This is a genomic window from Cupriavidus phytohabitans (genome assembly GCF_017815025.1).
Taxonomy (GTDB): domain Bacteria; phylum Pseudomonadota; class Gammaproteobacteria; order Burkholderiales; family Burkholderiaceae; genus Cupriavidus.
In genome coordinates this window covers 71,298-83,553 of record NZ_JAGIQB010000034.1, presented here as the reverse complement: position 1 = coordinate 83,553, position 12,256 = coordinate 71,298, and the positions used below count along the sequence as shown (strand labels likewise).

The 12,256-nt window shown below is 68.6% G+C and carries 12 protein-coding genes and 1 pseudogene; 9 read left to right on the top strand and 4 right to left on the bottom strand.

What is annotated here, in order from left to right; genetic code table 11:
• From J8I34_RS22435 to J8I34_RS22420, 4 genes and pseudogenes are all read left to right on the top strand, one after another.
• A pseudogene (locus J8I34_RS22435) lies at positions 1 to 71 on the top strand (zinc-binding dehydrogenase); the annotation flags it as partial.
• A 13-nt stretch (positions 72 to 84) separates the two neighbouring features.
• A complete protein-coding gene (gene fghA / locus J8I34_RS22430; RefSeq protein ID WP_029049546.1) occupies positions 85 to 927 on the top strand; it encodes an S-formylglutathione hydrolase in 843 nt (280 codons plus the stop codon).
• 129 nt (positions 928 to 1,056) lie between these two features.
• Positions 1,057 to 1,194, top strand: coding sequence for a hypothetical protein (locus J8I34_RS22425; RefSeq protein WP_156914474.1), 138 nt, complete (start codon positions 1,057 to 1,059; stop codon positions 1,192 to 1,194).
• A 161-nt stretch (positions 1,195 to 1,355) separates the two neighbouring features.
• Entirely contained in the window at positions 1,356 to 2,570 is a 1,215-nt protein-coding gene (locus J8I34_RS22420; protein ID WP_209807056.1) for a GGDEF domain-containing protein, read from the top strand.
• A gap of 6 nt (positions 2,571 to 2,576) precedes the next feature.
• Here J8I34_RS22420 and J8I34_RS22415 read toward each other — a convergent pair whose 3' ends face one another.
• Positions 2,577 to 3,593, bottom strand: coding sequence for an AraC family transcriptional regulator (locus tag J8I34_RS22415; protein ID WP_209776000.1), 1,017 nt, complete (start codon positions 3,591 to 3,593; stop codon positions 2,577 to 2,579).
• Positions 3,594 to 3,772: 179 nt separating this feature from the next.
• On the opposite strand from J8I34_RS22415, the gene J8I34_RS22410 reads away from it, so the two are divergent.
• From J8I34_RS22410 to J8I34_RS22390, 5 genes are all read left to right on the top strand, one after another.
• Positions 3,773 to 4,906, top strand: coding sequence for an acyl-CoA dehydrogenase family protein (locus J8I34_RS22410; RefSeq protein ID WP_209807055.1), 1,134 nt, complete (start codon positions 3,773 to 3,775; stop codon positions 4,904 to 4,906).
• A gap of 45 nt (positions 4,907 to 4,951) precedes the next feature.
• Positions 4,952 to 6,475 (top strand): CoA-acylating methylmalonate-semialdehyde dehydrogenase, encoded by a 1,524-nt coding sequence (locus J8I34_RS22405; protein WP_209807054.1) that lies wholly within the window; start codon positions 4,952 to 4,954, stop codon positions 6,473 to 6,475.
• Between the two features lie 242 nt (positions 6,476 to 6,717).
• Positions 6,718 to 7,623 (top strand): 3-hydroxyisobutyrate dehydrogenase, encoded by a 906-nt coding sequence (gene mmsB / locus J8I34_RS22400; protein ID WP_209807053.1) that lies wholly within the window; start codon positions 6,718 to 6,720, stop codon positions 7,621 to 7,623.
• On the top strand, positions 7,620 to 8,390 hold the full coding sequence (locus J8I34_RS22395) for an enoyl-CoA hydratase (protein WP_209807052.1): 771 nt from the start codon (positions 7,620 to 7,622) through the stop codon (positions 8,388 to 8,390). Before mmsB ends, J8I34_RS22395 begins: the two co-directional genes overlap by 4 nt.
• Before the next feature lie 10 nt (positions 8,391 to 8,400).
• Positions 8,401 to 9,546, top strand: a complete 1,146-nt coding sequence (locus tag J8I34_RS22390) for an enoyl-CoA hydratase/isomerase family protein (RefSeq protein WP_209807051.1) — start codon at positions 8,401 to 8,403, stop codon at positions 9,544 to 9,546.
• 51 nt (positions 9,547 to 9,597) lie between these two features.
• Here J8I34_RS22390 and alaC read toward each other — a convergent pair whose 3' ends face one another.
• From alaC to J8I34_RS22375, 3 genes are all read right to left on the bottom strand, one after another.
• Positions 9,598 to 10,809, bottom strand: a complete 1,212-nt coding sequence (gene alaC, locus J8I34_RS22385) for an alanine transaminase (RefSeq protein ID WP_209807050.1) — start codon at positions 10,807 to 10,809, stop codon at positions 9,598 to 9,600.
• Positions 10,810 to 10,929: 120 nt separating this feature from the next.
• A complete protein-coding gene (locus J8I34_RS22380; protein ID WP_029049555.1) occupies positions 10,930 to 11,322 on the bottom strand; it encodes a hypothetical protein in 393 nt (130 codons plus the stop codon).
• Positions 11,323 to 11,400: 78 nt separating this feature from the next.
• Positions 11,401 to 12,228: a siderophore-interacting protein gene (locus J8I34_RS22375; RefSeq protein ID WP_209807049.1), complete on the bottom strand. Its 828-nt coding sequence runs from the start codon at positions 12,226 to 12,228 to the stop codon at positions 11,401 to 11,403.
• Between the last annotated feature and the right edge of the window lie 28 nt (positions 12,229 to 12,256).

Here is a 12,256-nt window from a genome sequence, read left to right as displayed (position 1 = left end):
TGGAGCGCATCAACGAGGGCTTCGACCTGATGAAGCGCGGGGAGTCGATCCGATCCGTAGTGTTGTACTGAGGCGCGTGCCATGATGGAACTGATCTCGCAACACGGCTGTTATGGCGGCGTGCAGCGCTTCTACCGGCACGAGTCGGCGGCAATCGGGCTGCCGATGCGCTTCTCGGTGTTCCTGCCGCCGCAGGCGCAAGGCGGCGCGAAGGTGCCGGTGCTGTTCTACCTGGCCGGCCTGACCTGCACTGAAGAGACTTTCATGATCAAGGCCGGGGCGCAGCGCTTTGCCGCCGAGCACGGCCTGATGCTGGTCACTCCCGACACCAGCCCGCGCGGCGCGGGCGTGCCGGGCGAGGCCGATGCCTGGGATTTCGGCGTGGGAGCAGGTTTTTACGTCGACGCCACCGAGGCGCCCTGGAGCAGGCACTGGCGCATGGAAAGCTATGTCGCCGAGGAACTGTTCGACCTGGTCACCACCGCGCTGCCGGGCGAAGCCTCGCGCGTGGGGATCTTCGGGCATTCGATGGGCGGCCACGGCGCGCTGGTGCTGGCGCAGCGCCACCCCGAACGCTTCCGCTCGGTGTCAGCGTTCGCGCCGATCGCCGCGCCGACGCGCTGCCCTTGGGGCGAGAAGGCCTTCACCGGCTATCTCGGCGGCGACCGCGGGGCATGGGCGCAGTATGATGCCACCGAGCTGATGGTGCGGCAGCAAGGCGCGCCGTTCCCGGCCGGCATCCTGGTCGACCAGGGCCTGGACGACCAGTTCCTGCAGACCCAGCTGCACCCGGACGCATTCGAGGCCGCCTGCCAGGCGGTGGGCCAGCCGCTGACGCTGCGCCGGCACAGCGGCTACGACCACGGCTACTACTTCATCACGACCTTTATCGCCGACCATATCCGGCACCACGCCGGGCAGCTCTAGCGCCTGGGCGCGCCAGCGCACGCACAGCCGGCCGGCACCGACCCCCAATCAGGGGATGCCCGGTGCCGGGCCTGATCCCATAATGGCTGCTCGACCGGCCACAGAGCCGGAACAAGATGGGGTCACATCATGAACCACGTCGTCTCCCTCGGCGCCTATATCCTCGGCTGCCTGGCAGCTCTGCTGATCGCGGTGCGATGGTTGTTGCGCAATGACCCGGTGCTGCGCGCCGACGAGCCGCACGAACCGCCACGACGAACCGACTAGCCAGGCGCCACGGCAACCCGACGCAGGCGGCTGCAACCCCACAACCCTCGGACGGCCGACGGCGCCCCCCTTGCGGCGCCCGCTGGCCCTGCTCGCCCCGTATCATTACGGGTCGCGCCGGCCCGGCGCATTCCCGTCACGCCGCAGCCAGCCCCTGTCCGATGTCCGTCCCGATTGCCCTCCTCACCATCACGACCGCGCTCAGCGCCATGATGCTGGCCATCGTGTGGTCGCTGCGCCGCTGCGGGCTGCCCGGCGTGGGCGAATGGTGCGATGCCAACCTGACCGCGACCGCGGCGCTAGTGCTGTTCTCGTTGCGCGGCATGATCCCGGACCCGTTGTCGGTCGGCGTTGCCAACGCCGCGCTGGCGTGGTCGCTGGCGCTGTTCTACGCGGGCTGCATCCGCTTCTGCGGCGGCGTGCCGCCGTGGCGGCGCCTGATAGCCGCGACCGCAGTGACGGCTGCCGGCGTGATCGTCTGGCGCTATGCCGTCGACGTCTTCACCACGCGCGTCGTCATTGTCTCGGTCTTCCACGCGGTGCTGTGCGCGCTGACCGGGCTGACCTTGCTGCGCCGCCGCCCACGCGGACAATCGGCACGATTCTTCATCACGACCGCCTGCTTTGCGCTGGTCTTCGCCACCGGCCATGCGGTGCGCGGCACGCTGTCCGCGCTGCAGTGGCTGGGCAATCCCTACCTGCAGGAATCCATGTTGCTCAACACGGTGTTCCTGACCCTGGGCGCGCTGGTGATGCCCGCCATGACCATGGGCGCGGTGCTGATGATCCATGACGCCATCGTGCGCCGGCTCGAAGCAGTCGCCAATACCGACACGCTGACCGGCGTGCTGTCGCGCAAGGCATTCGAGGAAGGCGCCCGCCGCGAACTGGCGCGCGCTGCCGGCGGCAAGCCGGCGCCAGCGCTGCTGATCCTCGACATCGACCATTTCAAGTCGGTCAACGATACCTACGGGCACGCGGCTGGCGATGCCGTGCTGCAGGCGTTCGCGCAACTGGCCGCGGCGCAACTGCGGCCCGGCGACCTGCTGGGCCGCCTCGGCGGCGAAGAGTTCATGGTGCTGCTGCCCGCCACCGGCGAGGCCGGCGCCAGCGCGGTGGCGGAGCGTATCCGCGCCAGCGTGCAGCGCCATGCGGTCACGGTAGCGTCGGACAGCGGCAGCCACACCGTGCGCTATACCGTCAGCGGCGGCACCGCCGGCTGGCATCCAGGCCTGACGCTGGCGCAGCTGAGCGCGCGTGCCGATGCGGCGCTGTATCGCGCCAAGGTGGGCGGGCGCAACCGCATCGCGGCGCACAGCGGACCAGCCCCGGCGACGCAGGCGGCAGCGCAGACCGCGCACGTGCTGGATGCCTGAGTCGCGTCAATCCTCTTCCACCACGCGCCGGTAAGCGCCGGGCCGCGAGCCGGTCCAGCGCCGGAACGCCCGGTGGAAAGCGCCCGGCTCGGCAAACCCCAGTTCCGCCGCGATATCCGCCACCGGGCGGCCGGAGTGGCTGAGCGCCTCGATGGCAAGGTCGCGCCGCAGCCCGTCCTTCAGGTCCTGGTAGCTCACGCCCTCGTCCATCAGGCGGCGCCGCAGCGATGAGGCCGACAGGTTCAGGCTGACCGCCAGCGCCTCGAAGGTCGGCCACAGCTCGGGCCGCTGGTTGCGCAGCAGCCGGCGCACGCGCGCGCCGACGCTGGTGCGGTCGGAATACTTCACCACCACGTTGTGCGGGGCATCGCGCAGGAAAGCCTTCAGGCTGCGCTCGTCCTGGCGCACCGGCTGGTCAAGCAGCGCGGCGTCGAACACCAGCGCCGTGGCCGGCTGGTCGAAGGCGAGCTGGCGCGAGTACATCACGCGGTATTCGGCGCTGTAAGGCGGCTCCGCGTAGTCGAACGCCGCGAGCCGTACCGGCACGCGACGGCGCAACAGCCAGCTCATCAAGCCATGCAGCATGATCAGCATGGTTTCCTTGGCGAAGACGCCGGGGTGCCGCCCCAGCGCCGCGTTGGGCGCGGTCAGCACCAGCGCGGCCTCGTCCCCATGCCGGTCCAGGCGCACGCCGATATCGTCCAGCAGCAAACGGAAATACCGGGTAATGCGCTCCAGCCCCTGCCCCAGCGTACGGCTGCCGACCACGGCGTGGCACAGCATGGCAAAGCTGCCGCACTTCATGCTGCGCGAATCCTGGCCGAAGAACTCGTCGTCCAGCGCGGCGGCGACCGCCAGCCACAGCTCGCTGTAGCTGGCCGCCGAAACCCGTGCCAGCGGCACCGCCAGCAGTTCCGGCGCGATGCCGGCGCTGCGCAGCACCGGCGCGGGGTCGATCCCGCGCGCCTGCAGCCCGGCGATGGCATGGTGGACAAAACAAAGCGCGACACTGCCTTTTTCCATGGTCCGGCGGGTGGCAAACGAGTTCAGGAAGATTGGCGGATTTTGGCATAGGAGTCCGCCCCCGGCATTCCTACACTGCCCGCAGGCCAAGACGCCAAGCGCGCATTCTGCCTGAGATGCCGCGCCGCGCCAATGCGCTTTACAGAAGCCCCCGCGGAACACCACCACGCCAACCTGCCATGCACAGCGACTACACCGAACAGCAACAGATGATCCGCGACAGCGCGCGCGCCTTTGCCAGCGAGCGCCTGGCCGCCGGCGCCGCCCAGTGGGACCGCGACGGCCGCCTGCCCGAGGATGTGGTCGCAGAGATGGGCGCGCTGGGCCTGCTCGGCATGATCGTGCCGGAGGACTGGGGCGGCACCTACACCGACTATGTCGCGTACGCGCTCGCCATCGAAGAGATCGCCGCTGGCTGCGCGGCCTGCGCCACGCTGATGAGCGTGCACAACTCGGTCGGCTGCGGCCCGATCCTGCACTACGGCACCGATGCGCAGAAGGAACGCTACCTGGCGCGGCTGGCCAGCGGCGAGCTGATCGGCGCCTTCTGCCTGACCGAACCGCAGGCCGGCTCCGAAGCCCACAACCTGCGCACGCGCGCCCGCTTTACCGACAACGGCTGGGTGCTCAACGGCAACAAGCAGTTCGTCACCAACGGCCAGCGCGCCGGCGTCGCGGTGGTCTTTGCCGCGACCGAGCCCGAGCGCGGCAAGAAAGGCATCTCGGCCTTCCTGGTGCCGACCGACACGCCCGGGTTCGTGGTCCATGCACCGGAGAAAAAGCTCGGCATCCGCGCCTCGGACACCTGCGCCATCACGCTGGAAGACTGCACCGTGCCGCACGACGCGTTGCTGGGCGAGCCTGGCGAGGGGCTGCGCATCGCGCTGTCCAACCTCGAAGGCGGCCGCATCGGCATCGCGGCACAGGCGATCGGCATTGCGCGTTCGGCGTTTGAAGCCGCATGCCGCTATGCGTCGGAGCGCGTGCAGTTCGGCCGCCCGCTGCGCGAGCATCCACCCATCGCCAACATGCTGGCCGACATGGCCACCGAGCTGAACGCCGCGCGCCTGCTGGTGCACCGCGCCGCGCGCATGCGCAGCGAGGGCGTGCCGTGCCTGTCCGAAGCCTCGCAGGCCAAGCTGTACGCGTCCGAGCTGGCCGAGCGCGTCTGCTCCAAGGCGCTGCAGATCCACGGCGGCTATGGCTACCTGGAAGACTATCCGGTCGAGCGCCACTATCGCGACGCCCGCATCACCCAGATCTACGAAGGCACCAGCGAGATCCAGCGCATGCTGATCGCGCGCAGCCTGTAAGCCCTCCCTTTGCTTCCCATACAACCACACCGTCCGGAGACAACCATGAGCGCAGTGCCCAAGACCGACAACGCCGTGCCGACCGTACCGCTGCTGATCAACGGCGAATGGGTGGAATCGTCCGCCACCGAGTTCCGCCAGGTGGTCAACCCCGCCACGCAGGATGTGCTGGCGCGCGTGCCGCTGGCCACGGCCAGCGAAGTCGCCGCCGCCGTCGGCGCCGCGCACCGCGCCTTTGCCACGTGGCGCCACACGCCCATCGGCGCGCGGCTGCGCATCATGCTGCGCTACCAGGCGCTGATCCGCGAGCACAGCAAGCGCATCGCCGCCATCCTGACCGCCGAACAGGGCAAGACGCTGGCCGACGCCGAGGGCGATATCTTCCGCGGCCTGGAAGTGGTCGAGCACGCCTGCTCGATCGGCACGCTGCAGCAAGGCGGCTTCGCCGAGAACGTTGCCTCCACCGTCGACACCTACACCCTGCAGCAGCCGATCGGCGTCTGCGCCGGCATCACGCCGTTCAACTTCCCCGCGATGATTCCGCTGTGGATGTTCCCGATGGCGATCGTGTGCGGCAACACCTTCGTGCTCAAGCCGTCGGAGCAGGATCCGCTGTCGACCATGGAACTGGTCAGGCTGGCGCTGGAAGCCGGCGTGCCGCCGGGCGTGCTGAACGTGGTGCACGGCGCCAAGGACGTGGTCGATGCGTTGTGCACGCATCCGGACATCAAGGCGGTGTCGTTCGTGGGCTCGACCGCGGTCGGCACGCACGTCTACAACCTCGCCGGCGCGCATGGCAAGCGCGTGCAGTCGATGATGGGCGCCAAGAACCACGCCGTGGTGCTCCCCGACGCGCACAAGGAGCAGACCCTGAACGCGCTGGCGGGTGCGGGCTTCGGTGCGGCCGGCCAGCGTTGCATGGCCACCTCCGTGGTGGTGCTGGTCGGCGCGGCGCGCGACTGGGTGCCCGATCTGGTCGAGCGCGCCAAAACTTTGAAAGTGGGCGCCGGCGTGGAGCCTGGCACCGATGTCGGCCCTGTGGTGTCGACGGCGGCAAAGGAACGCATCCTCGGCCTGATCGCCGCCGGCGAGCGCGAAGGCGCGAAGCTGGTGCTCGACGGCCGCAACGTGCAGGTGCCGGGCTATCCGCAAGGCAACTTCATCGGGCCGACCATCTTCACCGAGGTCGGCACCGACATGACGATCTACACCGAAGAAATCTTCGGGCCGGTGCTGGTGGTGATCGGCGTCGAGACGCTGGATGACGCCATCGCGCTGGTCAACCGCAACCCGTTCGGCAACGGCACCGGCGTGTTCACGCAGAGCGGCGCCGCCGCGCGCAAGTTCCAGAGCGAGATCGACGTCGGCCAGGTCGGCATCAACATCCCCATCCCCGTGCCGGCGCCTTACTTCAGCTTCACCGGCTCGCGCGGCTCCAAGCTGGGCGATCTGGGCCCGTACGGCAAGCAGGTGGTGCAGTTCTATACGCAGACCAAGACGGTGACGGCGCGGTGGTTTGACGACGCGACGGTGAATGACGGGGTGAATACGACGATCAGCCTGAAGTGAGGCGTGGCACGACGGCCGACGGTTTGCTCCCCTCTCCCGCATGCGGGAGAGGGGCCGGGGGTGAGGGCCGGCGCTGGCAGGACCGCAGCCGCTCCACGAAACCACCGGCACCCAACCGCATGCAAATCTGATCTGACGCAGTAGCCATTGACACCCTCACCCTCTCCCCCGCCCCTCTCCCGCGAGCGGGAGAGGGGGAGAAAACAAGTGGGATTTGGGACTTATTACGAAGGAGACACCCCATGCATATCGCCTTCATCGGCCTGGGCAACATGGGCGCGCCCATGGCGCGCAACCTGCTCAAGGCCGGCCATACCCTGACCGTGTTCGACCTCAATGCCGCCACCGTCGCCGCGCTGTGCACCGAAGGCGCCGCCAGCGCCGATACCGCGCGCAAGGCCGTGGCCGAGGCCGATTTCGTCATCACCATGCTGCCCGCCGCCGCGCACGTGCGCAGCGCCTACCTTGGCGAGGACGGCGTGCTCGCCGGCGTGCGCCCCGGCGTGCCGCTGGTCGATTCCAGCACCATCGATCCGGCCACCGTGCGCGAACTCGCCGCCGCCGCGCAGGCCCAGGGCAATGCGCTGGCCGACGCCCCCGTTTCCGGCGGCACCGTCGGCGCGCAGGCCGGCACGCTGACCTTTATGGTCGGCGCCAACGACGCGCTGTTCGAGCAGGTGCGCCCGGTGCTGGCCGGCATGGGCCGCAACCTGGTCCATTGCGGCGGCACCGGCACCGGCCAGGTCGCCAAGATCTGCAACAACCTGATTCTCGGCATCTCGATGATCGGCGTGTCGGAGGCGATGGCGCTGGGCGTGAAGCTGGGCATCGACGCCAATGTGCTGGCCGGCATCGTCAATACCTCGACCGGCCGCTGCTGGGCCTCCGATACCTGCAACCCGTGGCCCGGCGTGATCGAAACCGCCCCGGCCGGCCGCGGCTACAGCGGCGGCTTCGGCGCAGACCTGATGCTCAAGGACCTGGGCCTGGCCGCCGATGCCGCGCGCAGCGTGAAGCAGCCGCTCTTCCTTGGCGCGCTGGCGCAGCAGGTCTACCAGGCCATGAGCCACGCCGGCGAAGGCCAGCTCGATTTCTCCGGCGTGATCCGCCAGTACCTGTCCGCCACCGACAAGGAGCGCCAGCCATGATCGAATTTGCATTGGATGGCCACGTCGCCACGCTGACGCTGAGCCGCCCGCCCGCCAACGCCTTTACCGCCGATGGCCTGCAGCAGCTGCGCGACCTGGTGGCGAAAATCGATGCCAACCCCGAGATCCGCGCCGTTGTCGTGACCGGCGCCGGAGAGAAATTCTTCAGCGCGGGCGCCGACCTGAACGGCTTCGCCGACGGCGACCGTGCCCATGCGCGCGCGATGGCGCAGCAATTCGGCAGCGCCTTCGAAGCCCTGCAGAATGCGCGACCGGTGGTCATCGCCGCCATCAATGGCTACGCCATGGGTGGCGGCCTGGAATGCACACTCGCCTGCGATATCCGCATCGCCGAAGAACATGCGCAGATGGCGCTGCCTGAAGCCGCCGTGGGCCTGCTGCCGTGCGGCTGCGGCACGCAGACGCTCCCGTGGCTGGTCGGCGAAGGTTGGGCCAAGCGCATGATCCTGACCAACGAGCGCGTCGACGCGGCCACCGCGCTGCGTATCGGCCTGGTCGAGCAAGTGGTGCCGCGCGGACAGGCGCTGTCCACCGCGCGGGAAATGGCGCAACGCGCCGGCAAGGTCAGCCCGCGCGCCGCCGCCTGCAGCAAGCAGCTGGTGCACCTGGCACGCCAGGGCGTGCCGCGCCAGGCAGCGCTGGCGCTGGAGCGCGAGCGCTTCGTCGACCTGTTCGACGGCGCCGACCAGCGCGAAGGCGTCAATGCCTTCCTCGAGAAACGCTCGCCGCAATGGCGCAATGCCTAGGAGTCCCGCCATGCGCCTGACCGAATCGGCTATCTCGCCGCGCAATGCCGGCACGCAGGATGCCGCCGAGCCCGAGGCCCTGTTCGATGTCATCAACGGCGTCGGCATTGCCACGCTGAACCGGCCGCGCCAACTCAATGCGCTGTCATACCCGATGATCGTCGCGCTGGGCGCGCAGCTCGAGGCGTGGGCGCAGGACGACGCCATCCGCGCCGTTGTGCTGCGCGGTGCCGGTCCCAAGGCGTTCTGCGCCGGCGGCGATATCCGCGCCTTGTACGACAGCTACCGCGACAGCACGCCGCTGCACCGCCGCTTCTTTATCGACGAATACACGCTGGACTATCGCCTGCACCGCTATCCCAAGCCGCTGGTGGCGCTGATGGATGGCGTCGTCATGGGCGGCGGCATGGGCCTGGCGCAGGCCGCGCACCTGCGCATCGTCACCGAGCGCTCGCGCGTGGCCATGCCCGAGACCGGCATCGGGCTGGTGCCGGATGTCGGTGCCAGCCATTTCCTGTCGAAGCTGCCGGTGCAGCTGGCGCTGTATCTCGGCCTGACCGGCGTCACCATCGGCGCCGCCGACGCGCTGCTGTGCGGCCTGGCCGATGCCGCTGTCGACAGCGGCACGCTGGCCGGGCTGGAGCAAACACTTGCCGGCATCGCCTGGGGTAGTGACGTGCTCGCCGACCTGCGCCAGGCACTGATGCGCGAACCCGCGACAAGAGCCGCCGACGCACCGCTGCTAGAGGTGCTGCCCGCACTCCTGCGCCATTTCCCTGCACACGCCACCCTGCCGGAAATCCTGGCCGGCCTGGCATGCCAGGACGACCCGCGCTACACCGAGTGGGCCACGCGCGCCATCGACGTGCTGCGCACGCGCTCGCCGCTGTCGGCGTGTGCCACGCGCGAACTGCTGCTGCGCGGCCGGCGCATGGACCTCGCCGACTGCTTCCGCATGGAGCTGGCGGTGGTGGTCAACACCTTCTCGCGAGGGGATTTCATCGAAGGCGTGCGCGCGCTGATCGTCGACAAGGACAACGCGCCGCGCTGGCGCATCACCAGCTATGAGGCTGTGGCGCCGGAAGATGTTCAGGCACTGTTCCAGCCATGGTGGGCGCCTGGCGAGCAACCGTTGCCGCTGATCCTTCCGGCCTGAACGCAAGAAGCCAGGACCTGCGCCACAATCGTGGCGCAGGTCACCGCTGCATCAGGCCTTGACCAGCCCATCCGCGCGGAACATCGCCTTGATGCCTCGCACTGCCTGCCGGATGCGCGATTCGTTTTCGATCAGCGCAAAGCGCACGTACTCGTCGCCGTAGTCGCCAAAACCGATACCCGGCGACACGGATACCCTGGCCTTTGCCAGCAACTGCTTGGCGAACTCCAGCGAGCCCAGCGCGCGGTATGGCTCGGGAATGCGCGCCCAGATATACATCGACGCCTTCGGGATCTCGACCGGCCAGCCTGCCTCGATCAGCCCCTTCGCCAGCACGTCGCGGCGCGACTGGTATTGCGCGGCAATCTCGCGCACGCATTGCTGGTCGCCTTCCAGCGCCGCGATCGCAGCAATCTGCAGCGGCGTGAACGTGCCATAGTCGTGATAGCTCTTGATGCGCGTCAGCGCCGCCACCAGGTCCGGGTTGCCGACCATGAAGCCGATGCGCCAGCCCGCCATGTTGTAGCTCTTGGACAGCGTAAAAAACTCCACCGCGATGTCCTTGGCGCCCGGTACCTGCATGATCGAAGGCGCCTGATAGCCGTCGAAGACAATGTCCGCATACGCCAGGTCGTGCACGACGAAGATATCGTGCTTGCGCGCCAGCGCGATCACACGCTCGAAGAAATCGAGTTCGACGCATTGTGCGGTCGGATTGGACGGGAAGCCCAGCACGATCATCTTCGGCTTGGGATAGCTACCCCGGATCGCACGCTCCAGCTCGGCAAAGAAATCGATGCCCGGCACCAGCGGCACCGAACGGATATCGGCCCCTGCAATCACCGCACCGTAGATATGGATCGGATAGCTGGGATCGGGCACCAGCACCGTGTCGCCGCGATCCAGCGTGGCCAGCATCAGGTGCGCCAGGCCTTCCTTCGAGCCGATGGTGACGATAGCCTCGGTATCCGGGTCGATCTCGACGTCATAGCGCTCGCGGTACCAGTGCGAGATCGCGCGCCGCAGCCGCGGGATGCCCTTGGACGTGGAATAGCCGTGCGTGTCGGGCCGCTGCGCCGCCTCGGTGAGCTTGGCCACGATATGCGCCGGCGTGGCGCCATCCGGGTTGCCCATGCTCATGTCGATGATGTCCTCGCCACGGCGGCGGGCGGCCATCTTGAGCTCGGCGGTGATATTGAAAACGTACGGGGGGAGACGATCGATGCGCGCGAAGCGGCGCTTGCCGGAGGAAGCGGCAGTCATGTGGAGTCCTTTACGTAAGCGCCCGGAACCGTCCGAGCGACGTCGGCAGCTGCTGTCTCAGCTGCCGGGAAATCATGTTAGCGGGGATGCGGCCGTTGCACAACCGGCATGTGCAGATGCCTAGAGCCTGCCTCCCGGCAAACCTGTCGGCCGGTTCGCGGGCAGATGGCGCACGATGCAGTCCAGCGCAGGAGAATCGGAGCGCCCGCCCAGCGCCGCGCTGACCGAATCGCGGTACTGCTGCGCAGAGATGCGCTGGTAGTACAGGCGCGAGGTCTGGTCCAGCCAGTAGACGTAGTCGTCATCGCTGCGGCTGCCGCTGGTGCGCAGCCACTCGCTGATATTGTTCGTCCCGACCATCATGTTCGGGCACGCAGTCCGCAGCGAATCGAGATAGGCATTGAAGTCGGTGGCCTGGCGGCTGCGCACGGCATCCGGCGCACAGGCGGCCAGGATGGCAACGGATGCCGCGGCGGCGGCGATGATGCGCAACGGCTTGGATGCGGGCAGCACGGCAGTCCTCCCGGCGGTGGCGTTGCCTGCCATCTTATGGCAACACCGCGCCCGCGTACACCGTGCCGCCGCCGTGGCTCAGTCGTCCAGCGTCTCGTGCACCGCCGCGTCGCCGCGCTTCCAGTAGGCCGATGCGCGGATGCGCTTCTTGTCGATGCCACGCTCGCCGACCAGGTACTGGCGCACCGCCTTCATCGCGGCCGCTTCCCCCGCCGCCCAGACATAGCCTTCGCCCTGCGGCAACGTGACCTGGCGCAGCGCCGCTTCCAGCAAGCTGCCCTCCGGCGCATCGCCGCGATGCAGCCAGTGCACCTCGACATCGGCCCGGCTCGGCAGCGCGATCTGCGCGGCCGCATCGCCCACTTCCATGACGACGATGGCGCGCGACTCCGCGCCCAGCTCTTCCAGCCGGCGGCCCACCGCGGGCAGCGCCGTATCGTCGCCGATCAGCAGATGCCAGTCGAAGCCCGTCGGCACCACGAACGAGCCGCGCGGCCCACCCACGCCCAGGTACTGGCCCGGCCGCGCCTGCGCCGCCCAGGTCGACGCAGGGCCATCGCCATGCAGCACGAATTCGATATCCAGTTCCTGCGCGGCAGCGTCGTAGCGGCGCGGCGTGTAGTCGCGCGCGGCCGGACGCGGCTGGCCTTCGGGGAAGCTGATGCCGTCGGGGCCCACGTGCGGCAACACCGGCTTGTCGGCACCGTCCACGGGGAAAAACACCTTGACGTGGTCGTCGAACGAGGCCGAGACAAAGTCTTCCAGCCCGTCGCCGCCCAGCGTGACGCGCAGCAATTGCGGCGTGACCTGCGTGGTGCGCACCACTTGCAGCAGGCGCATCTTGAGGGGATGGCGCACGCGCTGCACGGACAGATCGCGATTGGATTCAGGAGCGTTTGCAGTCATAGAGGAATTCCTTGGTTGCGGACCCGAC

What these genes read in the sequence shown, in the direction of transcription:
- J8I34_RS22390 (WP_209807051.1), top strand. Translation starts at nt 8,401, where the DNA reads ATGCGCCTGACCGAATCGGCTATCTCGCCGCGCAATGCCGGCACGCAG.
- J8I34_RS22375 (WP_209807049.1), bottom strand. Translation starts at nt 12,228, where the DNA reads ATGACTGCAAACGCTCCTGAATCCAATCGCGATCTGTCCGTGCAGCGC.
- J8I34_RS22405 (WP_209807054.1), top strand. Translation starts at nt 4,952, where the DNA reads ATGAGCGCAGTGCCCAAGACCGACAACGCCGTGCCGACCGTACCGCTG.
- J8I34_RS22395 (WP_209807052.1), top strand. Translation starts at nt 7,620, where the DNA reads ATGATCGAATTTGCATTGGATGGCCACGTCGCCACGCTGACGCTGAGC.
- J8I34_RS22410 (WP_209807055.1), top strand. Translation starts at nt 3,773, where the DNA reads ATGCACAGCGACTACACCGAACAGCAACAGATGATCCGCGACAGCGCG.
- J8I34_RS22415 (WP_209776000.1), bottom strand. Translation starts at nt 3,593, where the DNA reads ATGGAAAAAGGCAGTGTCGCGCTTTGTTTTGTCCACCATGCCATCGCC.
- fghA (WP_029049546.1), top strand. Translation starts at nt 85, where the DNA reads ATGGAACTGATCTCGCAACACGGCTGTTATGGCGGCGTGCAGCGCTTC.
- alaC (WP_209807050.1), bottom strand. Translation starts at nt 10,809, where the DNA reads ATGACTGCCGCTTCCTCCGGCAAGCGCCGCTTCGCGCGCATCGATCGT.
- J8I34_RS22425 (WP_156914474.1), top strand. Translation starts at nt 1,057, where the DNA reads ATGAACCACGTCGTCTCCCTCGGCGCCTATATCCTCGGCTGCCTGGCA.
- J8I34_RS22420 (WP_209807056.1), top strand. Translation starts at nt 1,356, where the DNA reads ATGTCCGTCCCGATTGCCCTCCTCACCATCACGACCGCGCTCAGCGCC.
- mmsB (WP_209807053.1), top strand. Translation starts at nt 6,718, where the DNA reads ATGCATATCGCCTTCATCGGCCTGGGCAACATGGGCGCGCCCATGGCG.